Genomic DNA, 23,387 nt, shown 5'->3' with positions numbered 1-23,387 from the left:
TCCGTCTGCTCCGGGGAGGCCGGCGGCTCCGTCCGCTCCCGTCGCGCCGATCTCTCCGTCCGCTCCGGCGGGACCAGGCGCCCCGTCCGCCCCGTCCGCTCCCGGAGAACCGATCGGCCCCACTGCTCCGGCAGGACCCGTAGAGCCCACCGCGCCCGTGGCGCCGGTCCTGCCGACCTGTCCCACTGCTCCGGGAACGCCCGCCGGCCCCGTCTTGCCGACCGGTCCCTGCAGGTTCCAGCTGGCCGTGGTGGCGCCCTTCGGGCACGTCGGCGAGGTCGTGCCGACCTTGAAGAGGAGGCCCTGCTGCAGGCATCCGTAGTAGGCGGGCGACGTCGTCGTCGCAGCGGATGCCGCGGCGCTCCCGCCGGCGACGACCGCCAAGGCGACGGCGACGGCGATTCCGGCGTTCTTCAGTCCACGCCGGCGGGACTTCTTCGAGGATTCGATCATGAACGAAAGGTAGGTCTCAGGCCGTGTCCGAGGGTGGACATGTCCGCAACAGGACACCGGTCCGCTGCTGAGGCGGACGACCTCCTGCTCCTGCCTGGTGCGGCTGACGTCCCGCCACTCGAGGCCCAGACGCACCGTCAGCGGTCGGCACGGCACGGCACGGGCGGCCTCACCGGAGGCGGCTCCTGGTCCGCGGCGCCGGCTACCACAGCGCCGCCCGCCCGTGCACGGGGTGGCCCCGGAGGCGCGGCTCGCCTGGGATGGAGGGGAGCGGCCCGATCCGGGTGCCGCGGACGGAGGAGCCATGCCCGACCAGTACACGTTCACCAACCCCGCCACCCAGTACCCGGACGTGACTCCGCCGGTCCAGCAGCAGCCCGAGCCCGGGCTGCAGTCGCGGATGACTCCGGTGCCCGACCTCGGCGAGGAGAGCTACCGCGGCACCGGCAGGCTCGCGGGCCGCCGCGCGCTCATCACGGGAGCCGACTCCGGGATCGGCGCAGCCGTGGCCATCGCCTTCGCCCGCGAGGGGGCCGACGTCGCCCTCGCCTACCTCCCGAGCGAGGAGGAGGACGCGCAGCACGTGATCGGGCTGATCCGCGCGGAGGGGCGCACCGCCGTGCCGATCCCCGGCGATCTCACGAGTGCCGAGTACTGCACGCGGCTCGTGGCGGAGGCGGTCGAGGGCCTCGGCGGGCTCGACGCGGTGGTCAACGTGGCCGGGAAGCAGATATGGAAGGAGGACCTGCTCGACATCACCGACGAGCAGTTCGAGGCGACCTTCGCGGTCAACGTCTTCGCTCCGTTCCGGATCATCCGCGCGGCCCTCCCGCACCTGCCCGCGGGCGCCACCATCATCAACACGGCGTCGGCGGAGGCGCACAAGCCCGCCCCCGACCGCCTCGACTACGCGATGACGAAGGGCGCGATCAACAACCTCTCGAAGGGCCTTGCGCAGCAGCTCGCCGCGAAGGGCATCCGCGTGAACGTCGTGGCGCCCGGCCCGACGTGGACCGCCCTGCAGGTGAGCGGCGGCGTCGACCCCGAGAGCCTGCCCGACTTCGGCTCGAGCGAGTCGCCGATGGGCCGTGCCGCGCAGCCTGCCGAGCAGGCCCCGGCCTACGTGTTCCTGGCGTCCGCCGAGTCGAGCTTCGTCGCCGGCGAGACCCTCAACGTGAACGGCGGCATGGTCTCGCCCTGACACGCCGCGGCGCCGTCGCTCGCTGCTGGACCGCCGAGACGCCTCCGTCCTGCTCGAGACACGGGCTCGCGTCAACCCTCTCCCGAGCGGCGGGGGGCGCGAGGTGCCATGGAGGGACCACCACGAAGGAGCACCATGAGCACCACGACCGTCCTCCCCATCGAGACCTACTCCGACGAGCAGGGCTGGCACAACCGCATCGCCCACGCCCGGGTCCCGCTGAGCCACCACGAGTCGCGCCAGGAGGCGGAGGAGGTCGGCGAGGAGATCGCCGAGCAGCGCGGCGGGGAGCACGTCGTCCTCGGCTGACGGCCGGCGCGGGGCGCGGCATGCGGTGCCCGGCCGGGGACGCGCCCGGCCCGCAGGCGCCCGCTCCGCAGGCGCCCGCTCCGCAGACGCCCCGCGCGTGTAGCGCCCTCGGCCCCACCCGGTCAACCTTCTCGACCTCCCGGCCCCCTCCTCTCTGGCGTGGCCCGTCGTGCTCGCTCCCGAGCGCGCGACGAGAGGACGATATGGCCACCGAGAGCGACGCCCCCGCGACCGGAGAGGCCGGCGGCACCTCCCTGCGCCGCCGCATCACCGGCCCGCTGCTCTACTTCTTCATCCTCGGCGACGTCCTCGGCGCGGGCATCTACGCCCTCATGGGCACGCTCTCGGCGGAGGTCGGCGGTGCCGTCTGGATGCCCCTCCTGCTCGCGCTCGGCCTCGCGCTGCTGACCGCAGGCTCCTATGCCGAGCTGGTGACCAAGTACCCGAAGGCGGGAGGCGCGGCGGTGTTCGCGCAGCGGGCCTTCAAGCGCCCGATCGTCTCGTTCCTGGTCGGCTTCGCCATGCTCGCGGCCGGAGTGACCAGCGCGGCCGGCCTGTCGCTCGCGTTCGCCGGCGACTACCTCGGCACCTTCCTCGACGTGCCGACCGTGCCGACGGCCATCGTCTTCCTGATCCTCGTCGCGTGCCTCAACGCGCGGGGCGTCGCGGAGTCGCTGCTCAGCAACACGGTGATGACCGTGATCGAGGTCGGCGGCCTGCTGATCGTGATCGGATGCGTCGCGCTGCTCGTGGCGGGCGGAGGCGGCGACCTCGCCCGCACGGTCGAGCTCAGCTCCGAGCAGGCGCCGGCGCTGGCGGTGCTCGGCGCGGCGATCATCGCGTACTACTCCTTCGTCGGCTTCGAGACCTCGGCCAACATCGCCGAGGAGATCCGCGACCCCAGCCGCGTCTACCCGCGCGCGCTGTTCGGCTCGCTGCTGACGGCCGGTGCGGTGTACGTCCTGGTCGGCCTCGCGAGCTCGATCGCGCTGCCCGCCGACGAGCTGTCCGGATCCTCCGCCCCGCTGCTCGACGTCGTGACGGCGAGCGGAGCCGGGGTGCCGGCGTGGTTGTTCAGCCTGATCGCGCTCGTCGCGGTCGCCAACGGAGCGCTGCTGACCATGATCATGGCGAGCCGCGTCACCTACGGCATGGCGAAGGACGGCCTCCTCCCGGACGTGCTCGGCCACGTGCTGCCGAAGCGCCGGACGCCGTGGGTGGCCATCGCGGTGACCACGCTGGCCGCATGCCTCCTGACCCTGGTCGGCGATCTGGCGACCCTCGCCGAGACCGTGGTGCTGCTCCTCCTGCTGGTGTTCATCAGCACGAACGTCTCGGTGCTCGTGCTGCGGCGCGACAAGGTCGAGCACGACCACTTCCGCGTGTGGACGGCGATCCCCGTGCTCGGCGTCGCCTCGTGCGTGCTGCTCCTCAGCCAGCAGGACCCGATCGTCTGGCTCTACGCCGGGATCCTCCTCGTGGTCGGAGTCCTCGTGCACCTGGCGACCCGCCGCTCGTCCCGCCGCACCGCCTGATCCGCCGACGGTCCCGGCGGGGCCGCCGCTCCGCCGGACCGTCCCTCCCGACCGCCGCGCTCGCCCCGCGACCGGTCAAGCCCCTGGGCGGACGGCCGTCCGGGGCGTGGGATGGAGGGAACGGAAGGAGCACGAATGACCGACACACCCTCCCGCGAGGAGCTGCCGCTCCCCGACTGGAACGTCATCCCGCTCGGCACGCTCGCGGAGCGCATCCGCCCGCTCGACGAGGCCGGCCTCGGCGCGCTGCTCGCCTACGAGGAGGCGCACGGGCACCGCCTGCCGGTGACGACGATCCTGCACTCGCGTCTCGAGCAGCTGCGCGGGGGAGCGGAGCCGGCAGGCAGCGTGCCGGAGTCGCTGCCCGAGGTGTCCCGCTCGTCGTCCGGATCGCCGGTCTCGCCGGCGACGTCCGGTCCGCCGATCAATCCGCCCTCGCACGGAGTGCCGACGAACCCGGCTCAGCCGCGCTGACGGCGGCGGGCGGAGTCGCGGTCGCGGCGGCTCCGCCCCCGCCGCGCGCTGCCCAGGGCCTGCCCAGCGCGCACGGGCAGACTGTCCGGAGCCGATGACGGCGACCGGACGAGGGAGCAGTACCCGGAACGCGACAAGACTGACTCGTAGGAGTTGTCATGTCCTGGATCGTCCTCATCCTCTCCGGTGTCCTCGAGGCCGTGTGGGCCACCGCCCTCGGCAAGTCGGAGGGCTTCACGCGGCTCGGCCCGTCGGTCGTCTTCGGAGTCGGCGTCGTCGCGAGCATGGCCGGCCTCGCCTACGCGATGCGCGAGCTGCCCACCGGCACCGCGTACGCGGTCTGGGTCGGGATCGGCGCTTCGCTGACCGTGCTCTACGGCATGTTCTTCGGCGGCGAGGGCTTCTCGCTCGTGCGTACGCTGCTGGTCCTCGGAATCGTCGGCTGCGTCGTCGGCCTGAAGCTCGTGCACTGACCTGGCGGCCGTCCTCTCCTCCGCGACAGGCCGCTCCCGTACGCGACACGCCGACGGAGGCGCGCCGGACTGGCATCTCGCCGAGGGTCCGAGGCCGGTGGTTGCAGGACGCCGCGCGTTCCGCCTAGGCTCGGCGCATCAGGGGAGAACGATCGTTCTACTGTTCTCCCCGCCCCCCAAGGAGGACTCATGCCCACTCGTACCGCACGCACCGCCTGGAACGGCTCGCTCGAGACCGGCGAGGGCCAGGTCGAGCTCTCGAGCTCGAAGATCGGCACCTACGACGTCTCGTTCCCCAAGCGCGCCGCCGACGACGCCAACGGCTCGACCAGCCCCGAGGAGCTCCTCGCGGCCGCCCACTCCGCCTGCTACGCGATGCAGTTCTCGGCCGTCCTCGGCCAGGCCGGCGGCACCGTCGAGGCGCTCGACGTCCGCGCCGACGTCTCGCTCGGCCCGGACTCGGCCGGCGGATTCAAGCTCACCGGCATCAAGCTCATCGTGAGCGGCGAGGTCTCCGGCATCGACGAGGCCGCCTTCCTCAAGGCCGCCGACGAGGCCAAGGAGACCTGCCCCGTCAGCAAGGCGCTCACCGGGGTCGACATCACGCTCGACGCCACCTTCGAGGGCTGAGCCCCTCCGCACGTCCCGAGCACCCCGTCGCGCATCGCGGCGGGGTGCTCGTGCGTCCGGCGCGGCCGCGGAGCGGCCTATGGAGACCCCCGCCCCCACCGGCCGCCCGGCGCCCCCTGTCGTCAGACCGCCGCCGGCGCGTAGCGGAAGCCGGCGCCGAGGTGCTCCTCCGGCAGCCGGTCGCCGCGGCCGTGCAGCTTCTGGCGGAGGCTGCCCTCGACGTACTCCTCCGGGTACGCGCCGCGGCTGCGCAGCTCCGGCACGATGAACTCCACCACGTCCTCGAAGGTGCCGGGCGTGATCGCGTAGGCGAGGTTGAACCCGTCCACGTCGGTCTCCTCGACCCACTCCTGCAGATGGTCGGCGACCTCTGCGGGCGAGCCGACGACGAACGGGCCGAGCCCGCCGATCACGCTGAGCTTGGCGATGTCGCGGACCTTCCACTCCGAGCCGTCCTCGTTCGCCTCCTGGAAGTTGGCGACGGCCGACTGGATCGCGTTGCTCTTCACGTTGCCGATCGGCTCGTCGAGGTCGTACTGCGACAGGTCGATGCCCATCCAGCCCGACATGAAGACCAGCGCCCCCTCCTCGCTCCCGTAGGAGAGGTAGTCGCGGTGCTTCTCGTGCGCGGCCTCGCTGGTCTCGGCGGTGATGATCGTCAGCAGCGTGTAGATCTTCGCGGAGTAGCGGGCGCGGCCGGCCGCCTCGAGGGCGTCGCGGATGCGCGAGACGGTCGCCTTCAGGCCGGCCTTCGTCGAGGAGGCGACGAAGATCGCCTCCGCGTTGCCCGCCGCGAAGCGGATGCCGCGCGGCGACGCTCCCGCCTGGTAGATGACGGGGGTCCGCTGCACCGACGGCTCCGAGAGGTGGATGCCGGGGACGGTGAAGTTCTTGCCGCGGTGCCCGATCTCGTGCACCTTCGCCGGGTCGGTGAAGACGCCCGACTCGCGGTCGCGGACGACGGCGTCGTCCTCCCACGACCCCTCCCACAGCTTGTAGAGCACCTCGAGGTACTCGTCGGCGACGTCGTAGCGGTCGTCGTGCTCGAGCTGGTCCTCGTGGCCCATGTTGCGGGCGGCGCTGGGGAGGTAGCCGGTGACGACGTTCCAGCCGACGCGGCCCTTCGTCAGGTGGTCGAGCGTCGACATGCGCCGCGCGAACGGGTACGGGTGCTCGTAGGCGGTGCCCGCGGTGATGCCGAACCCGAGGTGCTCGGTCGCGGCGGCCATCGCCGAGACGAGGAGGATCGGGTCGTTGACGGGGACTTGCGCGCCGTGGCGGATCGCCGCCTCGTTCGAGCCGCCGTAGACGTCGTAGGTGCCGAGCACGTCGGCGATGAAGATGCCGTCGAACGTGCCGCGCTCGAGCAGCTTCGCCAGGTCGGTCCAGTACGAGAGGTCCTTGTAGCGCCAGGACTGGTCCTGGGGGTGGCGCCACATGCCCGAGGACTGATGGGCGACGCAGTTCATGTCGAAGGCGTTGAAGCGGATCTGGCGGGTCATGGAATCGATAGTGCCCAGCGGAGCCGCGAACGGGTACCGAGCGCGACGCACGGCGTCACAATGCGACGCTCGTCGAGAGCGGGGAGCCTCTCGAGGTGGTCCCCTGCGGACGAGGTGCCGTGCCGTGCGGCGCGATCTCGTCCGTAGCGGCACGTCTCGCGAGATCTCACGAGATCCGGGGCGGCGTCAGGCCAGCTCGCGCCCCAGGAAGCGCACGTGCTCGCCGATCTGGAACGCCTCGCCGCCCTCGTGGCCGTTGAAGGGGTAGACCCGGATCTCGCGGGGTCCGGCGTAGCGGTTGTAGGAGGCGTAGACGGAGGACGGCGGGCAGATGTCGTCGCGGAGCGCCACCGAGAACAGCGCGGGGGACTGCGCGTAGGGGGCGAAGGAGGTGCCGTCGAAGTACGAGAGGGTGTCGAACACGCGCGCCTCGGCGCCGCGGTGGGTGTGCAGGTACTGCACGATCTCGCCGTACGGCATCGTGTCGACCAGCCGCACGGCGTGCGGGATGTGGGAGAGGAACGGCACGTCGACGATCGCGGCGCGCGCCGCCTCCGACTCGCCGAGCAGGCCCAGGATCCCGGTGACGGCCAGGGCGATCCCGCCTCCCTGGCTGCCGCCCGAGACGGCCACGCGGGAGGCGTCGACCGCGGGGTGCGCGCGCAGCACGTCGAGCGCTCGGACGGCGTCGGTGAAGACGCGGCGGTAGAAGTGCTCCGCGGGCGACTCGATGCCCTGCGTCATGAAGCCGGAGACGTGCGGCCCGCTGCCGACCGGGTCGGGGGTCGCTCCGGAGCGGTGCCCGGACCCCTGGCCGCGGGTGTCCATGACCAGGTGCGCGTAGCCGGCGGCCGACATCGCGGTCCACTCCGCGAGCTGCCCGCGGCCGCCTCCGTAGCCGATGAAGGTCACGAGCCCGGGGAGGGGGCCCTCGACGCCGCGGGGGAGGATCAGCCACGCGCGGATCGGGTGGCCGCCGAAGCCGGAGTAGGTGACGTCGAAGGTGTCGAGCAGTCCGAAGCCGGCGTCGACCCGCTCGAGGCGCGGCTCGGTCGCGACGGCCCTCGCCTCGGCGATCGTGTCGCGCCAGAACTCGGCGAACCCGGCGGGCTCGGCGATCTCGGGGGCGTACTGCTCGAGGAGGTCGAGCGGGAGGTCGAACTGCGGCATCACGGACTCCTTCTCGGGCAGCGGCGCCCGAGGATCGAGGCTACTGGAGGCACGGGCCCACCTGGGTGCGGCGTGGGAGAACGCCGCAGAGCGGAATGCCTGGGCACCCTCCGCGTTCTCCTCAGCATGACGACGTACGGAATCATCGGAGCAGGCAACATCGGCAGCCAGGTCGCACGGGCGGTCATCGCCCTGGGGGACGAGGTGGTCATCGCGAACTCGCGCGGCCCCGAGACCCTCGCCGACCTCATCGCGGAGCTCGGCCCGAAGGCCCGCGCCGCCACGGCACAGGAGGCGGCCGAGGCCGCCGAGATCGCCGTGGTGACGGTGCCGCTGAAGAACCTCGAGGAGGTGCCGGTCGCCCCGCTCGCCGGCAAGATCGTCCTCGACACGAACAACTACTACTTCGAGCGCGACGGCCGCATCGAGGCGCTCGACAAGGGCGAGACCACGACCAGCGAGATGCTCCAGCAGCACCTCCCGGAGTCGAAGGTCGTCAAGGCGTTCAACCACATCATGGCCGCCGACATCACCACCGACGGCACCCCGGTCGGCACGCCCGACCGCCGTGCCCTCGCGACGTCGAGCGACTACCCCGAGGCGATCCACTTCGTGACCGACCTCTACGACCGGATCGGCTTCGACACCGTCGCGATCACGCCGCTGAGCGAGTCGTGGCGCGTCGAGCGCGACCGCCCCGCCTACGTGGTGCGGCAGAACCGCGAGGAGCTCGAGGCCAACCTCGCGAAGGCCCCCCGCACGGTCTGATCCAGCCACTCGGAGGGGAGCGGAGCTGCGGCGCCGCTCCCCTTCTGCCTGTCCGGACGGCGTCGGAGGCGCGCCCGGGACGGCTCCCTCGGCGCTCGCCGCCGCCGGGCCTGCGATAGTCGAGAGGACCAGCCACGCACCAGAGAGCCCCGATCGGGCTCCGAGAGGAGAGGCCTGCCATGCCCTCGACACCCCGTTCCGTCCCCTCCCGCTCCGGGCTCTCGCGCCGCAGCGTCGTGATCGGCGGTCTCGCGGTGCTCCCGCTGCTCAGCGCCTGCACGCCCGACTCCTCCGCTCCGGACGACGCTCAGCAGGAGGCGCCCCGCACCCGCACCGCGGCTCCGAGCGGGCCGGTGGCGCTCGCCCCGGACGCGCTCGCCGCGAGTGCGACCCTGTTCGCCGCGGCTCCGCTGGTCGTCCTGGTCGAGGACGTCGCCGAGTCGCGCCTGCGCGCCGCCCAGGTGAGCATCGCCTGGGGCGTGCCGCTGCTGGTCGGCTCGGCGGGATCCGGAGCGACGGCCGCCCCGACCGCGGACGCCGCGGCCGCGGTATCCACGGCTTCCGAGACGCCGTCCGACTCCGCGACGCCGTCGGACTCGGCGACGCCGTCCGACTCCGCGACCCCGTCCGACTCCGCGACCCCGTCCGTCGCTCCGTCCTCCACCGCTCCGACCTCCGACGCCCTCGCCGCCGAGTTCGCCCGCCTCGGCGTGACCCGCGTGCTCGCAATCGGCGACGTCACCGCGCCCGAGGGCGTCGACGTCGTCGCCTCCGCCTCCGACGCGGCCGCCCTCAGCACCGCGTCCGGCCTGACCGTGACCGACCTGGCGCTCGCCGACCTCGCCGCCGCCGCGCCGTCCACCGCCTCCGACGCCCCCTTCGGCGCCCTCCCGGCCCGAGCCGACGCCCTGACCGGCCTGCACGCCCTCGCCCGCGCGCAGGACGCCGACGTCGCCGCTCTGGCGACCGCCCGCGCGGCCGGCGTGCCCGTCACCGTGGTCGACGGCGACGACCTGCTCGCCTCGGGCGGAGCCGTGACCGCGATCGCCGAGGCCGACGCCTCCTGCACGCTGCTGCTCGGCCCCGTGCTCGCCGCGCAACCCGAGCCCGAGTGGGCCGTGCGCGCGGCCGCGAGCGGCTGGCAGCTGCCGGGCGGCGGGCAGCGGATGTTCGGCGGGCACCTCTTCGTCGCGATCTACGGCACTCCGGGCGCTCCCGTCCTCGGCGTGCTGGGGGAGCAGGGCCTCGAGCCCACGATCGCGCGGGCGCAGGCGGTGGCCGAGCCGTACCGGGCGCTCACCGACAAGCAGGTCGTGCCGAGCCTCGAGATCATCACCACGGTCGCGGCGGGCGACCCCGGCAAGGACGGCGACTACTCCAACGAGCTCGACGCCGCCGACATCCGCCCCTACATCGACGCGGCGCAGGCGGCGGGGATGTACGTGGTGCTCGACCTGCAGTCGGGGCTGACCGACTTCCTCACCCAGGCGAAGCAGTACGCGGACCTCCTGTCGCTGCCCAACGTCGGCCTCGCGCTCGACCCGGAGTGGCGCCTGCTGCCCGGCCAGAAGCCGCTGGAGCAGATCGGGCGCGTCTCGGCCGCCGAGGTCGACAGCGTGTCGGAGTGGCTGGCCGACCTGGTGCAGAGCGAGGGGCTGCCGCCGAAGATGTTCGTGCTGCACCAGTTCCGGCTGTCGATGCTGCAGGACCGCGACAGCATCCGCCGTGACCGGCCCGAGCTGGAGTTCCTCATCCACGTCGACGGCCAGGGCTCGCAGCCCGACAAGCAGGCGACCTGGGACGCGCTGCACGAGGGCGCCCCCGAGGGCATCGGCTGGGGCTGGAAGAACTTCTACGACGAGGACGCGCCCATGCTCACCCCCGCCGAGACCATGGCCGAGGTGCGCCCCCTCCCCGACCTCGTCACCTACCAGTAGGCGGATCCCGAGGGCGGGCGTCAGCGGCGCAGGAGCTCGCCGGAGACGACGCCCGCCTCGACCTCCTCGAGGGCACGGCCGCGGGTCTCGGGCACGCGCTTCCAGATGAAGACGAGCGCGAGCAGACCGACGGCGCCGAACAGGAAGAACGTGCCGGTGATGCCGACCCCGGAGACGAGGGTGGGGAAGAACAGGCCGAGCACCGCGTTCGTGATCCAGTGGCAGAAGATCGCGATGCCGACGCCGACGCCGCGGATCCGCAGCGGGAAGATCTCGGACAGCATCACCCAGGTGACGATGTTGAGGAACGTCTGCATGCTCCCCACGAACGCGACGACCAGCACCAGGATCACGTACGGCCGCGCCGGGTTCCCCACGGGGAGCGCGACGGAGGCGATGCCGATCAGGAAGTGCATCGCGGTGGTCAGGGAGTAGCCGAGCAGGAGGGTCGTGCGGCGGTTCATCGTCTGCATGAGCCGCAGCCCGATCAGGCCGCCGATCACGGCGATCGCCCCGGGTGCGATGTTGGCGACGAGCGCGCCGTCGTGGTCGAAGCCCGCCTCCTTCAGCACCGACTGGCCGTAGTACATGATCGAGTTGATGCCGGTGAGCTGCTGGGCGACTCCGATCCCGATGCCGACCAGCAGGATGCGCACCGCCCAGCGCTCGCGCAGCGCCTGCAGCAGGGGGATCCTCGGGCCGTCCTTCGCGCCGATCGAGCGGGCGATGGTCTCCGCCTCCACATGGGCCAGGTCGGGCGTCCGGATGGTCGTGAGCACGTCGAGCGCCTCGTCGCGGCGGCCGTGCGCGATCAGCCAGCGCGGCGACTCCGGGACCCGGGTCATGCCGAGCAGGAGGGCGGCGGCGGGGAGCGCGGCGACGGCGAGCATGATCCGCCAGACGCCGGGCAGCTCGCCCCAGACGGTGCCGATGACGGCGTTGGCCACGAAGGCGGCGAGCTGGCCGATCACGATCATCAGCTCGTTGCGGCCGGCGAGGGAGCCGCGGATCTCGGAGGGGGAGATCTCGGAGAGGTAGATCGGCACGACCACCGAGGCGCCGCCGACGGCCAGTCCGAGGACCGCCCGCCCGAGGACCATCACGCCGAAGCCCGGCGCCACCACGCAGACCAGGGCGCCGACGAGGAAGAGCACGGCGAGGAGGCGGATCGTGGTCCGCCTCCCGAGGGCGTCGGCGAGGCGTCCGCCCGAGATCGCGCCGATCGCGGCGGCGAAGAGGAGCGAGCTGGTGACGACCCCCTCGGTCAGCGCGGTGAGGCCCAGCTCGGCCGACATCGGCTCGAGGGCGCCGTTGATGACGCCGGTGTCGTAGCCGAAGAGGAGGCCGCCGAGGGTCGCGATGAGCGCGATGAGGCCGAGACGCCGAGTCGGCGCCTCCAGGGAGGTGGTGGTCATCCGCTCACTCTGACGCATGGCCGCGCGGTGAGCGAACCCTGGACCGTCGGGGGAACCCGGTGTAGCGGGTCCCCTCGACGCCCCGGGGCCCCTCGGCGGCAGGGAGGGGGGGAGGGAGCGTGCGGAGGGGGTGCTCAGGAGGAGACGCGCGCGCCCTCGCGCAGGCCCTCCTCCTTGGCCTGCTGCACCAGGGCGGCGATGCGGCGGCGCGAGCGCGAGCGCCCGGCGAGCAGCGCCGCGAGGATGAGGGCGACGCCGAGGATCACGAGCAGCTGCGGGACCGGCACGGCGGCGACCGTGATCGACTCTGTCACGGGAGCGGTGGCGACCGGCTCCTGATCGGCGGCGGCGACGGTCGGTGCGATGGTCAGGTCGGCGCCGACCCCGAAGAGGGGCCAGATGCCGTCGAGCTGCACCGAGACGCTGCGCCGGTCGCCGGGCAGCAGCTCCTGCTGGGGCGCGTCGGCCGCGACGACGGGGGCGGTGGCGCCCTGGGCGCTCGCCGTGCCGTCGAGCAGCAGGCGCACGTTGCCGGTGTTCACCACGTCGGCGACGAGCGAGAGGGAGCCGGGCTGGAACGGGTTCCAAGAAAGGCGGTAGTCGCTGGCCAGGTCCTCGACGGAGAAGGAGGGGGTCACCTCGCCGGTCACGCGGGTCATCACGCGGAAGCCGATGCGGCTCTCCACTCCGACGTTCGCACCTCCCGCCTCGGTGCCCTGCGAGAGCACGGAGGCGGCGATGCCGGCGGCGTGGTCGCCGGGGGTGGCGTTGTCGGGGACCGTCACGGTGAACGGCACCACGCCGCTGCTGCCCGGATCGACGGTCACGGTCTCGGGGGCGGAGATCCACAGCCCGGCGTCGACCGACTCCTGGTCCGAGTTGAGCATGTTGAAGCGGCCGGTGTCGGTGAAGTAGCCGTCGGCGCTGGTGATGCTGAAGGTCACGGGCTGGTCGCTGAGGTTCCGCACGACCGCCTCGTCCGAGGCGCTCGCGCCGGGGGCGAGCTCGAGCTCGACCCACGCGCGCTTGTCGGGGACGCCGTCGGTGGAGGGGCTGACCGCCCAGGTGATCGCTCCGTCGGCCGCGACGGCCTGCGGGGCGACGCCCGCGCCGAGGAGGGCGACGACCAGCGCGAGCAGCGCGGGGAGGAGCGGGCGGCGGGGAGCGGCGGAGCGGCGCGGAGCAGTCATCAGAACCTCATGGTCGCACGGGGGAAGCACGACGCGGCCGGGCGGGCGGGCCCGGCCGCGTCGGCCGTGGTGGGATCGCGGCCGAGGGAGTGCGTCCCCCGGCCGCGACGGGTCACTCGAAGAGCGACAGGGTGATGGTGGACGAGTACGCGCCGGCGTCCACGTTCACGGGGGTGCGGAGGAAGAGGTCGGCGTCGGCGCTCCAGGAGCCCTCGGGGTTGACCTGCTGGGAGTTGCTGGCGACGATCGCGAGCAGCTCCTTGCCCTTCAGGCCGACGCCGTTGGCGCCGCCGTCGATGGCGGTGCCGACCTCATCGCCCGCGGCGACCTCGCCGAGGTCTCCACCGTCGACCAGGTCCGGGGTCCAGCCGAGGTTCTCGGCGCCGATGGTCGAGCCGTCGGCCGACGTGAAGTCGCTCGCCGTGCCGATGACGTACCACGCGGAGTCGGGGGAGACGTCCGCGGCGTCACGGGTGTCGGTGACCGTGACGGTGGGCAGGGTGCCGGTGAACTGGCGGCGGACGTTGTCCGAGCCGGTCTCGGTCAGCGTCGTCGAGTCCGCGGCGACGGTCATCGAGAGGGCGCCGGTCCCGGGGAGGTCGGCGATCTCGACGTTGATGTCGACGTCGTCGTTGCCGTAGTTGACCTCGGCGGCGAACGCCGTTCCGGCGACTCCGAGCAGGAGGACGCCTCCGGCCAGTCCAGCGGCTCCGCGGATCAGAAGGGATCGGGTGTTCATGTCGGGTGTTCTCCGTTCTCCGGCCGGCGTCGTCGCCGGCTCGATCTCAATGGGTGTGGGTCGTGCCCGCGGATCAGCTGCAGCTGGCCGCGGAGTAGGGGGCGGTCGCGGAGGCCGTGGCCGGCTTCCCGCTGATGAACGCGGTCGCCGTGGCGGTCGCGGATCCGTCGGTCACGCTCGTCGCCCGGGTGGTGAAGGCGGCCGAGACGGTGGCGCCGGGAGCGACGTCGGCGAAGCTCTTGGAGCCCCACGTCGTGCCGATCACGATCTTCGCGGCGAAGGCGTTCGGGTTCGTGGCGGTCGCGGTGACGACGATCTTCCCGGCGGCGCAGCGCGTCGTGGAGGTCGTGGTCACGGCGATCGCGGGTGCCGAGTCGGTCACGGGACCGACGGAGGCGGAGGCCGTCGCCGGCGTCCACTGCGGCTTCGCGGCGGTCACGGCCACCGAGATCGTCGCTCCGCGGTCGGCGGCGGTGAGCGTGTAGCTCGACGCCGTCGCCCCGCTGATCGCGGTCCCACCGCGCTTCCACTGGAAGCCGGTCGCCGTCCACGGGGAGGAGGCGGAGGCGGTCAGCGTGCTGCCCACCGTCGCCTTCCCCGTGATCGAGGCTGCGAGCGGCGCGGTGTCGACGATCGTCTGGGCGGCGACGCTGGTGAGGGTCGGGACGACCTTCTGCATGAGCCCGGTCGTCTTGTCGAAGGTCACCCGGTCGATCGTCGTCTCGCGGTGCTGGCCGTCTCCGCCGGGGATGGCGAAGCGGTGGTAGGCGATGTACCAGTCGTCCGTGCCGGGCACGTTGACGATCGAGTTGTGGCCCGTGGCGAGGATGCCCTGCGAGGTGTCCTTCTCGAGGACCACGCCGCGGTAGGTCCACGGTCCGTCGACGCTCGTCGAGGTGGCGTAGCCGACCTTGTAGTTCTCCGAGCCGGTGTCGTCGATCGAGTAGGTGAGGTGGTACAGACCGTCACGGTAGTTCAGGAACGCACCCTCGCGGAAGTCGGTCAGGCCGCTGATCTTCTTGATCGTGCCGGTCTTGATCGAGAGCATGTCGTCGGACAGCTCCCCGTAGAGCGGGTCGCCGTTGCCCCAGAAGAGGTAGCTCTTGCCGGTCTTCGGGTCGGTGAACGCGGCGGGGTCGATCGCCTGGCCGGACCGCACGGACTCGCCGTTGGTGATCATCGCGGTCGGCTGCGCCGTGAACGGGCCCATCGGGCTGTCCGAGACGGCGACTCCGATCGTCTTGCGGTTCAGCGAGGAGTTCTCGCCGGAGAAGTAGAAGTAGTACTTCCCGTTCTTCTCGATGATCGTCGGCGCCCAGGCGTTGCCGGTCGCCCACGGCACGTTGCCGTTCGCGCCGTCGAGCGTCAGGAAGGGCTGCTCCGAGCGGGTCCAGTCGATGAGGTTCTTCGAGGACCAGGCGTAGAAGGTCTTGCCGCCCCAGCCGGCGAAGCCGTCCGAGGTCGCGTACAGGTAGTAGGTGTCGCCGAAGACCGCGATGTTCGGGTCGGCGTTCAGGCCTGCGAGGACCGGGGACTTCATGACGACGGCCTTCAGGGTCCAGGTGGTCGCGGTGCCGCCGGCGGCGGGCGTGAGCACGACCGTCTGCGGGGTGGAGAGGTCGCGGACGGTGCCGGAGGCGGGGCTCGCCGTGACGCCGGCCGCGGTGGAGAAGGTCGGGGTGAGCTTCGTCAGGTCGGTCCCCGGCTTCACCGGGAAGGTGACCGTCCTGCTCGCCGAGTCGACGATCGGGGCCGTCTTCAGGACGTCGCCGCTGAGCGACAGGTCGACCAGGGCCGACGTGTTGCCGGAGGCGGCGAGCACCTCGGAGGCGCTGAGGGCCCGGTTGTAGACCGAGAACTCGCGGATCTGGCCGCGGAAGCGGTTGTCGGCGTCGTAGTTCGAGCGCCCGATGTAGTTCGCCGAGGTGGAGCCGCCGCCGATGTCCTTCGGGTCGGTCGTGACGGTGCCGCTGGCGACCTTCACTCCGTCGAGGTAGATCGTGCCGGTGGTGCCGGAGAGCGTGTACGTCAGGTGCGCCCAGGTGCCGCGGGGGAGGGCCGAGCCGCCGGCGACGGTCTGCTCGGTGGTGTAGTTCCCGGTCGCGATGCTGGTGCGGTAGTTGTTGCCCGAGGTGAAGAGGTAGCCGTCGCCGGCGCCGTTCGTGGTGTTGCCCAGGCCGTAGAGGAAGTAGGCGCCGCCCTGCGCGGGGTCGATCCAGACGTCGGACTGGATGGTGAGGTCCGTCACTCCGGCGAGCAGGTCGTTCGGCAGCTTGACGTAGTCGTCGGTGCCGTCGAGCTGCAGGGCGCCGTCCTTCCAGGTGCCACCCGAGGGCAGCGTGCCGTTCTGGTTGTTGCCCGAGCTGTCGCGCACCGTGGTGCCCGAGCCGCCGTCGAAGGTGTAGCGGAGGATCTCGCCGGCCGCGTTGACCGGCTTCGCGGCGGGGCCGGTGCTGCTGGTGCCGTAGGCGGCCGTCAGGCGCGCCTCCTCGGCGCTCGAGAGGCGGAGCACCGAGCCGTGGCGGAAGGGCTTCGAGAACGAGTACGTGTTCGCGCCGGTGGTGCCGACAGGAAGCGCCGTGAACCGCATGTCCGAGAGGGTGTCGGTGACGTATGCGGAGTAGCCGAACGAGTCGCCCATGACGACCCATCGGCCGTCGGGCAGCTGGTAGACGGTGAGGCCCTCGAGGTGGTCGGAGAGGCCGCGGGACTTCTCCTCGCCGAAGCCGATCACGCGGGTCCACGGGCCGGCGAGGCTCGGGGCCTTGTCGACGACCGTGCGCCAGTCGGCGGTGGAGAAGCGGTAGTAGGTGTCCCCCTCCTTCGCGATGGTCGTGTCGATGATGCTGCCGCGGCTCCCGCCGCCGGCGGCGGGGTTCTCGTCCAGCCAGACCTTCGGGGTGGAGAAGCCGACGAAGTCGCGCGTGGTCGAGACGTAGACGCGCTGGGCGGAGGCCCCGCCGGTCAGCGTCTTGTCGCGGGCGGACCAGTAGACGTAGTACTGGCCGGTCGCGTCGTCCCAGATCGCCTCGGGAGCCCAGACGTTGCCCGCGTCGGGGAAGCCGGCGAAGACGATGCTCTGATCGCTCCAGTTCACGAGGTCCGTCGAGCGCCAGACGACGAGGTTCTTGCTCGCGTTGGTCTGGTCCCAGGTGCCGCCGGGAGCGGTGCCCTCGGCGTGCAGGTCGGTGCCGATGATCCAGTACTCGTCGCCGGTGGGGGAGCGCACGAGGTGCGGATCGCGGACGCCGAGGGTGCCGCCGAGGTTGGCGAGCACGGCCTTGTCGTTGTTGAGCTTCGACCAGTGCAGACCGTCGGTGCTGGAGCCGAAGTAGATCTTCTCGTAGTCGGTCGAGGCGAAGTGGGTCCAGAGGTAGCCCGCGTCGTACTCGGTGTCGAGGTCCGCGGGAGCCGCGGTCACCGTGACGGGCAGCTGCCGGGTCGCGGTCGTGCCGGCGATCGTCGCGGTGAGTGTGACGGGCGTGGCGGCGGACCGGCGCTTCACGACGCCGGTCGTGCTGAGCACGGCCGTGTTCGAGGAGGACCAGGCGACGTCGTAGGAGCCGGCCTTCGCGGGCAGCGTCACGTTGCCGCGGACGTCGCCGGAGTTGACGATCGAGAGGGCGTCCAGCGCCTTCTGGGCGTCGGCGTTCACGTCCTTGGCGGGCACGGTGGCGGTGAAGGTGCGGGTGGCCGTGGCCGAGCCGCGGGTGGTCGTGGCGGTCAGCTCGACCGAGGCGACCCCGGTCGCGGGCGGCGTGACGACTCCGCTGGTCGAGACGACCGCGGAGTTGCTCGAGGCCCAGGCGATGGCGGAGCCGTTGGGGCCGGTCGTCGGGAGGGTGAGGTTCGCGGAGACCGAGGAGAGGCTCCCGAGGTCCAGGGCGGCGGAGTCGCGGGAGACGCGCGTGCTGTCCGGGGCCTGGAGGGTCGCGACGTCGGCCGCGCTGAGCGCCGTGCTGTAGACGCGGAAGTCGCGGACCGAGCCGGCGAGGGTCTTGTCCGCCGTGTAGACGGAGCGGCCGATCGCGTTCGCGGTGGTGGTGCCGTTGCCGATCGCGGCGGGAGTGATGGTCACTCCTGTCTGCTGCGCGACCTGGGTGCCGTCGAGGTAGAGGCGTGCGGTGTCGCTCGCGTCGTCGAGCGTGTAGGTGAGGGTCTTCCAGACGCTGCGCGCGAGGTTCGCGTTGGAGTTGACGGTCTGCTCGGTGGTCCAGTTGCCGGTGGCGATCGAGGCCTTGTAGCCGTTGCCCGTCGTGTAGAGGTAGCCGTTCCCGGCGCCGTTCGTCGTGTTGCCGAGGCCCCAGATGAAGTAGGGCGTGCCCTGGTTCGCGTTCACCAAGACCTCGGTGCTGACCGTGATCGAGTTCAGGCCCGCGAGCAGGTCGTCGGGCAGCTTGACGTAGTCGTCGGTCCCGTCGAGGGCGACGCCCGCGGCTCCGCGAGGAGCGGCTCCGTTGACGAGCGTGCCGGTGCGGCCCTTGCCCGAGCTGTCGGCGACGGTCGTGCCGCTCGTCTCGTCGAGCGCGTAGCGCAGGACGAGGCTGTCGGAGGGAGCTGCGCTCGCCGACTGGGCCGTCAGAAGGGGGACGGTGAGGGCCACGGCCGTCACGAGGACGAGTGGTCGCAGGAAAGGCTTCATCGCGCTTTGCTCCAGGGTCGGCACCATTGCTGAGGGGAGGGAGTGTGCCGGCTTCGTACGCGGCAATGTTCACGGTAACACTATGTTGACGACAACGTGAAGAGCCTAACCGGATCATTTCCCGACACTCCACAGGAGAGGCGAACCGGTTCGACGAATCCTGAGTGCATCCTGGAGCGACGCGGACGCCGATGTCCGGTCGGATCAGCCGCGGTCGACGTCGCGCGAACGGCTCAGCGCGCGGTCCATCGCCCTCAGCGTCCGGAAGCCGGCCCGCTCGGCCACGGCCGCGCGAGCCGAGGGCGAGAGCGACGGGCTCGCGGCGAGCAGCGACGCGGCGAGGTGCACGCGCCGCTCGCGGAGGGTCGCGGCCACGGTCGTGCCCCGGCGGTGGAAGGCGCGGTCCAGCGTCGCCCGCGAGACGCGGAGCCGCATCGCGAGAACGCCGGCGGTGAAGTCCGCGTCACCCGCCTCCGCATCGATGACGGCGATCGCGCGGAGGAGGACGCCCTCGAGTCCGTCCTCCGGACGGGCGGGCGGCAGGCTCTGCTTGATCAGGGCCGACGCGGTCGCCTCGAGCGCCCGGCGCAGCTCGCTGAAGCCGGGATCGCCCGCCGCGAGGTCCGCGTTGAGGGTCGCGTTGACGAGGGAGACGAAGGCGCCGCTGTAGCTGTCGGCGGCGAGCAGGGCGCAGGACGGCCCGTCGGACTGTGCGCTCGTGAGGCCGAGCCTGCCCCAGGACGTCCTCAGCGCCAGCCAGGCGGAGTCCTCCTCCGCCCGGAACCGAGCGGAGTCGTCGCGTCGGAGGAGGGCGAGCCCGCCGGGCCGCAGACGAGCGGCCTCGAGAGGGCCGTCGACGACGATCTCGCCGGCGACCGGGACGATGAGGTCGACCTCGGCCCGGTCGGGGGCGGGGAGGGGCGGGTCGGTCCGGAGCGTGCCGGGTGTGTGCCAGAGGCGGCTCAGCCGGAAGCCGTCGACGGCGAGCACGTCCCCGGCGAGGTGCAGGGGCGGAGCTCCGTCGCTCGCCCAGCCGAGGCTCCTCAGCCACGCCTCCACGCGGGGACCGCTCAGCTGCAGCGTCTCGACGAGACCGCGCGGGGCGGCCGGCTGCTCGGAAGCGGTCACCGGGCTCCTTCGCAGCGGGGACGGGGTGCGCGGGCGGTGACCACGTTAGGCCGGGGGAGGGGCGCCGAGACGGGGTGGCGCGTTCCTCCTCGGACGAGGCGCCCGTCCTCGGCGGGAGGGCGGAGGCGGCCCTCCTCGCCCGCGGTCCGGCAGGACGCGGGCGGAGAGGGCCGCCGGGCGCGGATCAGCGGCAGTCGGTTCTCGCCTTGATCCAGTGGGGGTTCAGCGCGCCGTCTCCCTGGGCGGTGATCCCGGCCGCATCGGGGCCGGTGCTGGCACCGGAGCCGATCTTGGTCCACGTGTTCTGCGCCGTGCTGTAGTACCAGATGTCGCCGTTCGCCTTCACGGAGACGTTCCCATCCGCTCCCTGACCGTAGGTGCGGACGAACCCGGAGTTCTCCGGAACGGTCGCGAGCCGGGTGCCGTACTGCAGGACCCCGTCCTTGATCCAGTGGATCTCGAACGTCCCGCCCGGCCGCTGGGTCAGTCCGGCGGCGCTCGGCTCGGTGCTGGCTCCGGTGCCGACGAGGTCCCAGACGTTGCCCTGCGGGGTGTACCGCCAGATGTCGCCGTTCGACTTCACGGCGATCGTGCCGCGGGTGCCGAGGCCGTAGACGCGGACGAATCCGGAGTTGGTCGGCACCGTGGCCGCTGCGGTGCCGTACTGCAGGACTCCGTTCTTGATCCAGTGGACGTTCAGGGTCCCGGCCGGGTTCGCGGAGATGCCGGCCGCGCTCGGCTCGGTGCTGGCGCCGGTGCCCAGAAGGGTCCACTCGTCGGCCTGGCGGTTGTACCGCCAGACGTCGCCGTTCGACTTGATGGAGACGTTCCCGTCCGCGCCCTGACCGTAGGTGCGGACGAATCCGGAGTTGCTCGGAACGGTCGCGAGCGCCTTGCCGTACTGGAGGACTCCGTCCTTGATCCAGTGCGCGTTGTAGGTTCCGTCCGGCTGCTGCGTGAGCCCGGACGTGCTGGGCTCCGTGGAGGCGCCCGTGCCGAGCTTCTGCCAGCCGTCCGACCGCCGGTACTGCCAGATGTCGCCGTTCGCCTTGACGGAGACGTTGCCGTTCACACCCTGCGAGGAGGTGTGGATGAATCCGGAGTTCTCGGGAACAGTGGCGAGGCCCGTGCTGTACTGCAGGTCGCCGGTCTGGCGGACCGGGAACGGGGCGTTCGTCTTCGCCGAGCCGCCGAAGGCGAGGGCCGAGCCTGTCGAGGGGCCGGCGATGACGCTGCCGGCGGGGATGGTGGCGACTCCGTTCGCGTCGGTCACGAAGGTGTCGGTCCCGCTCCCTCCGAAGCGGAAGCCGGGCGGGGTGTTCACCCGCACAGGGACGTTCGCGACGTTGCCGCCGGTGAGGGTCAGCGTGATCGGCGCCGTGTTGGGCATGCACGCGATCATGGTCGGGATGGAGCTGAACACGAGGGTCTGCGTGGCAGAGGCGGCGGCGGCCGGGGTGGCCGTCGCTGCGGCGATCACGGGCAGGGACCAGGTGGCGCCGGCGACGACGGTGCGTCGCCTCAGCGGACCCTGCTCAGCGGGAGAGTTGTCGGAAGTCACAGTGAAGCTCCTCGGTCTGTCTTCTCGCCGGCGGCCTGCTCGGAGGACGGTCGTCGTCCGCTCGGCCGCTTCGGCAGGTACGACGGGCGCCGTACCGCTGGGGAGTCTTCCCGCGGGCGGGCGGTCGGCCCAAGCGCTCGGGGGCAGGTGAGGAGGAAGTGGCGCTGCCGTGAGGAGGGAGTGGTGAGCTCCGGCGCCGTCCCGAGTCGCGATAGCCCTCCTGACCCGGGATCCCCTCGGTCGCCCGTTCCGGCCGGGGCGCCGCCGGTGCGATGAGTGGGAGCGTCGCCGTCCGCTGTGACCGGTCCCGTGACAAACGGACCACGCGCGGGCTGCGAATCACTCCCGTGGTGAGGCGTCAGCGTGCCCGCGAGGAGGGGGCGCCCGATGGGGTCGAGATCGGGCGAGATGTACCGGCGGATGGCCGAGCACTGGAACGGCGTGGAGGCCCGTTCTGAACTGCGGGTCGAGGGGACGGGCTCGCCCGGCTTCGAGATCGCCAGACTGTGGATCCCCGGCGGCTGCGTTCTCGAGCAGAAGCCGCAGTCGCGCTGCCCGCCGGGCGCGCATCTGCTGCTGGTCGTCGAGGGCGGAGGACGCATCCGACAGGACGGACGGATGCTCGAGTGCGGCAGTGGTGATCTGGTGGTCATCGACGCGGAGCCGCGGACCGGGGCGTGCTTCCCCCGCTCGACCGTGATCTACGCCTGGATGCTCGGCGAGCGGGCGCCGGAGCATCGCTGGGTCACGGAGCGCTTCGGCGAGGTCCTGCCGGTCGCCGACTCCTTCCTGGCTCCGGCGCGGGCGCTGATCGACGGTCTCCTCGACGGCGACCCCGCTCTGGCGGAGCAGCCTGCCGTCGCCCGGGCGGGCGAGGCCTTCCTGAAGGAGCTGGTCGAGAGCTCCGCGCCGCGCAGACGTCCCCGCGCCGAGGAGGTCTACGGGGAGGCCATGGCCCTCATCGAGGAGCGCCACCGCGATCCCGCCCTCACCGCCGCCCGGCTCGCCCGCGAGCTTCTGGTGTCGGAGCTGACGCTGGCTCGCGCGTTCTCCTTCCTCAGGCGGACGGCCGACGACGAGCTCGAGCGGCGCCGGGCGGGCACCCTCCTGCTCCTGATCGGCGGGCGGTCCCTGGCGACGGCCGACTTCGCGCGCGCGGCCGAGGAGGCGGGCTTCGCCTCCGAGGGGAGCGCTCGCCGCGCGCTGTGGCGGCTCTCCCCGCGCCGCTGACCGGGACGGTCCCCGTGGCCGTCCTCCCGGTCCGGCGACGGCGTGCGGCCGGATTCCGAGTGCGAGGCGCGGAGGCCTGGGAGATCCGTGCGAACGTCCGGCGGTGATCGACAGATGAGGGATTCTGTTCGTTCGACGCGGAGGAGGCGGGAGATGGGGGCCGCAGAGGAGCGGATGCAGGAGTTCATCGGCGCGTGGGACGAGCCGCAGGCGGGCGCCCGGGGACTCCGCTGGGATGCTGCGTACGGGCCGGGCCTCCGGGTGACGCGGGTCTGGGCGCCGGGGGGGATCAGGGTCGACCGTCCGCCGGCGTTCGACCGGGCTGCCGAGTCCGAGGAGGTGCACGTGTCCCTGATCGTGGAGGGCGGGGGAGACATGATCCTCGAGGAGGGCTCGCTCGAGGCGGTGCCGAACAGCGTCCTCGTCCTCGAGGCGAGGACCGCGGCACGCATCGACTACCGGCGGTCCACCCTCTCGTACACCTGGAGCTTCGACGCCGCCGTGCTCGAGCACCGGTGGGTCCGCGAGCGGATCAACGAGGTCGTGCCGGTGCGCGAGTCGGTCTGGACGCCTGCCCGTGCCCTCGCCAACAGTCTGATCGAGGGTGATCCGGCCGTGCTCGGGGCCGCCGGCGTGAGGCGGGCGAGCGAACTGCTGATGGAGGGGATCGTCGAGCACAGCGCTCCGCGGGTCCGGACCCGGAGCGCCGACCAGGTCTACGCGGAGGCGATCCCGGTGATCGAGGCGCGCCACCGCGACCCGGCGTTCTCCGCCGCGGTGCTCGCCCGGGAGCTGCTCGTCTGCCCCCGCATGCTCGCGCAGGCTTTCGCGTTCCTCGGCCGCACGCCGGCGGAGGAGATCGAGACGCGCCGGGCGGGCACCCTCCGGCGCCGCATCGGCCTGCGGCGGCGGGGCCCTGCCGACTTCGCCCGCCTCGCCGAGGAGTGCGGCTACCGCACCCGCGAGCAGGCCGCGCTGACGCTCAGCCGCTCCGCCTCCTGAGGCCGGCGGAGCGCCTCGGACACGACGG

General features: G+C 72.3%; 18 protein-coding genes and 1 riboswitch. Of the genes, 10 read left to right on the top strand and 8 right to left on the bottom strand.

Annotation, left to right across the window (positions count from 1 at the left end; translation table 11 throughout):
• Positions 1-757: 757 nt before the first annotated feature.
• The 6 genes from C5C63_RS09290 to C5C63_RS09265 all read left to right on the top strand — a co-directional run bounded on the left by C5C63_RS09290 (position 758) and on the right by C5C63_RS09265 (position 5,075).
• Positions 758-1,654: an SDR family oxidoreductase gene (locus C5C63_RS09290; RefSeq protein WP_104227027.1), complete on the top strand. Its 897-nt coding sequence runs from the start codon at positions 758-760 to the stop codon at positions 1,652-1,654.
• A 135-nt stretch (positions 1,655-1,789) separates the two neighbouring features.
• Entirely contained in the window at positions 1,790-1,963 is a 174-nt protein-coding gene (locus C5C63_RS09285) for a DUF2188 domain-containing protein (protein WP_159940661.1), read from the top strand.
• A 203-nt stretch (positions 1,964-2,166) separates the two neighbouring features.
• Positions 2,167-3,498 (top strand): APC family permease, encoded by a 1,332-nt coding sequence (locus C5C63_RS09280; RefSeq protein WP_104292583.1) that lies wholly within the window; start codon positions 2,167-2,169, stop codon positions 3,496-3,498.
• Between the two features lie 135 nt (positions 3,499-3,633).
• On the top strand, positions 3,634-3,972 hold the full coding sequence (locus C5C63_RS09275; RefSeq protein ID WP_104292582.1) for a hypothetical protein: 339 nt from the start codon (positions 3,634-3,636) through the stop codon (positions 3,970-3,972).
• Positions 3,973-4,057: 85 nt separating this feature from the next.
• Positions 4,058-4,121, top strand: a riboswitch (guanidine-III (ykkC-III) riboswitch).
• A 9-nt stretch (positions 4,122-4,130) separates the two neighbouring features.
• Positions 4,131-4,445 (top strand): multidrug efflux SMR transporter, encoded by a 315-nt coding sequence (locus C5C63_RS09270; protein WP_104222377.1) that lies wholly within the window; start codon positions 4,131-4,133, stop codon positions 4,443-4,445.
• Between the two features lie 189 nt (positions 4,446-4,634).
• Positions 4,635-5,075 carry an OsmC family peroxiredoxin gene (locus C5C63_RS09265; protein WP_104222378.1) on the top strand — a complete coding sequence of 147 codons (441 nt, stop codon included), beginning with the start codon at positions 4,635-4,637 and terminating at the stop codon, positions 5,073-5,075.
• A 122-nt stretch (positions 5,076-5,197) separates the two neighbouring features.
• Here the strand turns inward: C5C63_RS09265 and C5C63_RS09260 are convergent, their stop codons facing one another.
• Together C5C63_RS09260 and C5C63_RS09255 are read right to left on the bottom strand one after the other, a co-directional pair.
• Positions 5,198-6,577: an LLM class flavin-dependent oxidoreductase gene (locus C5C63_RS09260; RefSeq protein WP_104325913.1), complete on the bottom strand. Its 1,380-nt coding sequence runs from the start codon at positions 6,575-6,577 to the stop codon at positions 5,198-5,200.
• Positions 6,578-6,763: 186 nt separating this feature from the next.
• On the bottom strand, positions 6,764-7,747 hold the full coding sequence (locus tag C5C63_RS09255; protein WP_104325912.1) for an acetylxylan esterase: 984 nt from the start codon (positions 7,745-7,747) through the stop codon (positions 6,764-6,766).
• A gap of 126 nt (positions 7,748-7,873) precedes the next feature.
• Between C5C63_RS09255 and C5C63_RS09250 the strand changes: the two genes are divergently transcribed.
• Complete coding sequence (locus C5C63_RS09250; protein WP_104222381.1) at positions 7,874-8,515, top strand: NADPH-dependent F420 reductase; 642 nt, start codon at positions 7,874-7,876, stop codon at positions 8,513-8,515.
• Between the two features lie 179 nt (positions 8,516-8,694).
• A complete protein-coding gene (locus tag C5C63_RS09245) occupies positions 8,695-10,452 on the top strand; it encodes a hypothetical protein (RefSeq protein ID WP_258065423.1) in 1,758 nt (585 codons plus the stop codon).
• Between the two features lie 20 nt (positions 10,453-10,472).
• On the opposite strand, the gene C5C63_RS09240 is transcribed toward C5C63_RS09245, so the two are convergent.
• The 6 genes from C5C63_RS09240 to C5C63_RS09215 form a co-directional block, all read right to left on the bottom strand.
• Positions 10,473-11,867: a sugar porter family MFS transporter gene (locus C5C63_RS09240; protein ID WP_258065422.1), complete on the bottom strand. Its 1,395-nt coding sequence runs from the start codon at positions 11,865-11,867 to the stop codon at positions 10,473-10,475.
• A 134-nt stretch (positions 11,868-12,001) separates the two neighbouring features.
• The gene (locus C5C63_RS09235) at positions 12,002-13,057 is read right to left on the bottom strand and encodes a WxL protein peptidoglycan domain-containing protein (RefSeq protein ID WP_104257721.1); all 1,056 of its coding nucleotides are present in this window, start codon (positions 13,055-13,057) and stop codon (positions 12,002-12,004) included.
• Between the two features lie 112 nt (positions 13,058-13,169).
• The gene (locus tag C5C63_RS09230) at positions 13,170-13,796 is read right to left on the bottom strand and encodes a hypothetical protein (protein WP_104227017.1); all 627 of its coding nucleotides are present in this window, start codon (positions 13,794-13,796) and stop codon (positions 13,170-13,172) included.
• A gap of 73 nt (positions 13,797-13,869) precedes the next feature.
• Positions 13,870-18,438 carry a family 43 glycosylhydrolase gene (locus C5C63_RS09225; RefSeq protein ID WP_181110587.1) on the bottom strand — a complete coding sequence of 1,523 codons (4,569 nt, stop codon included), beginning with the start codon at positions 18,436-18,438 and terminating at the stop codon, positions 13,870-13,872.
• 204 nt (positions 18,439-18,642) lie between these two features.
• Positions 18,643-19,566 carry a helix-turn-helix domain-containing protein gene (locus C5C63_RS09220; RefSeq protein WP_104292578.1) on the bottom strand — a complete coding sequence of 308 codons (924 nt, stop codon included), beginning with the start codon at positions 19,564-19,566 and terminating at the stop codon, positions 18,643-18,645.
• 184 nt (positions 19,567-19,750) lie between these two features.
• A complete protein-coding gene (locus tag C5C63_RS09215) occupies positions 19,751-21,127 on the bottom strand; it encodes a hypothetical protein (protein ID WP_104325911.1) in 1,377 nt (458 codons plus the stop codon).
• 387 nt (positions 21,128-21,514) lie between these two features.
• On the opposite strand from C5C63_RS09215, the gene C5C63_RS09210 reads away from it, so the two are divergent.
• Both C5C63_RS09210 and C5C63_RS09205 read left to right on the top strand, forming a co-directional pair.
• Positions 21,515-22,357: a hypothetical protein gene (locus C5C63_RS09210; RefSeq protein ID WP_146078488.1), complete on the top strand. Its 843-nt coding sequence runs from the start codon at positions 21,515-21,517 to the stop codon at positions 22,355-22,357.
• A 153-nt stretch (positions 22,358-22,510) separates the two neighbouring features.
• Positions 22,511-23,359, top strand: coding sequence for a hypothetical protein (locus tag C5C63_RS09205; protein WP_104257726.1), 849 nt, complete (start codon positions 22,511-22,513; stop codon positions 23,357-23,359).
• Positions 23,360-23,387 lie beyond the last annotated feature (28 nt).

This window comes from Rathayibacter sp. AY1B8 (assembly GCF_002932775.1).
Taxonomy (GTDB): Bacteria; Actinomycetota; Actinomycetes; order Actinomycetales; family Microbacteriaceae; genus Rathayibacter.
This window is presented reverse-complemented; position numbering and strand designations above follow the sequence as displayed.

Coding starts and splice junctions, on each gene's coding strand:
- C5C63_RS09290 (WP_104227027.1), top strand. CDS start 758: ATGCCCGACCAGTACACGTTCACCAACCCCGCCACCCAGTACCCGGAC.
- C5C63_RS09285 (WP_159940661.1), top strand. CDS start 1,790: ATGAGCACCACGACCGTCCTCCCCATCGAGACCTACTCCGACGAGCAG.
- C5C63_RS09280 (WP_104292583.1), top strand. CDS start 2,167: ATGGCCACCGAGAGCGACGCCCCCGCGACCGGAGAGGCCGGCGGCACC.
- C5C63_RS09275 (WP_104292582.1), top strand. CDS start 3,634: ATGACCGACACACCCTCCCGCGAGGAGCTGCCGCTCCCCGACTGGAAC.
- C5C63_RS09270 (WP_104222377.1), top strand. CDS start 4,131: ATGTCCTGGATCGTCCTCATCCTCTCCGGTGTCCTCGAGGCCGTGTGG.
- C5C63_RS09265 (WP_104222378.1), top strand. CDS start 4,635: ATGCCCACTCGTACCGCACGCACCGCCTGGAACGGCTCGCTCGAGACC.
- C5C63_RS09260 (WP_104325913.1), bottom strand. CDS start 6,577: ATGACCCGCCAGATCCGCTTCAACGCCTTCGACATGAACTGCGTCGCC.
- C5C63_RS09255 (WP_104325912.1), bottom strand. CDS start 7,747: ATGCCGCAGTTCGACCTCCCGCTCGACCTCCTCGAGCAGTACGCCCCC.
- C5C63_RS09250 (WP_104222381.1), top strand. CDS start 7,874: ATGACGACGTACGGAATCATCGGAGCAGGCAACATCGGCAGCCAGGTC.
- C5C63_RS09245 (WP_258065423.1), top strand. CDS start 8,695: ATGCCCTCGACACCCCGTTCCGTCCCCTCCCGCTCCGGGCTCTCGCGC.
- C5C63_RS09240 (WP_258065422.1), bottom strand. CDS start 11,867: ATGACCACCACCTCCCTGGAGGCGCCGACTCGGCGTCTCGGCCTCATC.
- C5C63_RS09235 (WP_104257721.1), bottom strand. CDS start 13,057: ATGACTGCTCCGCGCCGCTCCGCCGCTCCCCGCCGCCCGCTCCTCCCC.
- C5C63_RS09230 (WP_104227017.1), bottom strand. CDS start 13,796: ATGAACACCCGATCCCTTCTGATCCGCGGAGCCGCTGGACTGGCCGGA.
- C5C63_RS09225 (WP_181110587.1), bottom strand. CDS start 18,438: ATGAAGCCTTTCCTGCGACCACTCGTCCTCGTGACGGCCGTGGCCCTC.
- C5C63_RS09210 (WP_146078488.1), top strand. CDS start 21,515: ATGGGGTCGAGATCGGGCGAGATGTACCGGCGGATGGCCGAGCACTGG.
- C5C63_RS09205 (WP_104257726.1), top strand. CDS start 22,511: ATGGGGGCCGCAGAGGAGCGGATGCAGGAGTTCATCGGCGCGTGGGAC.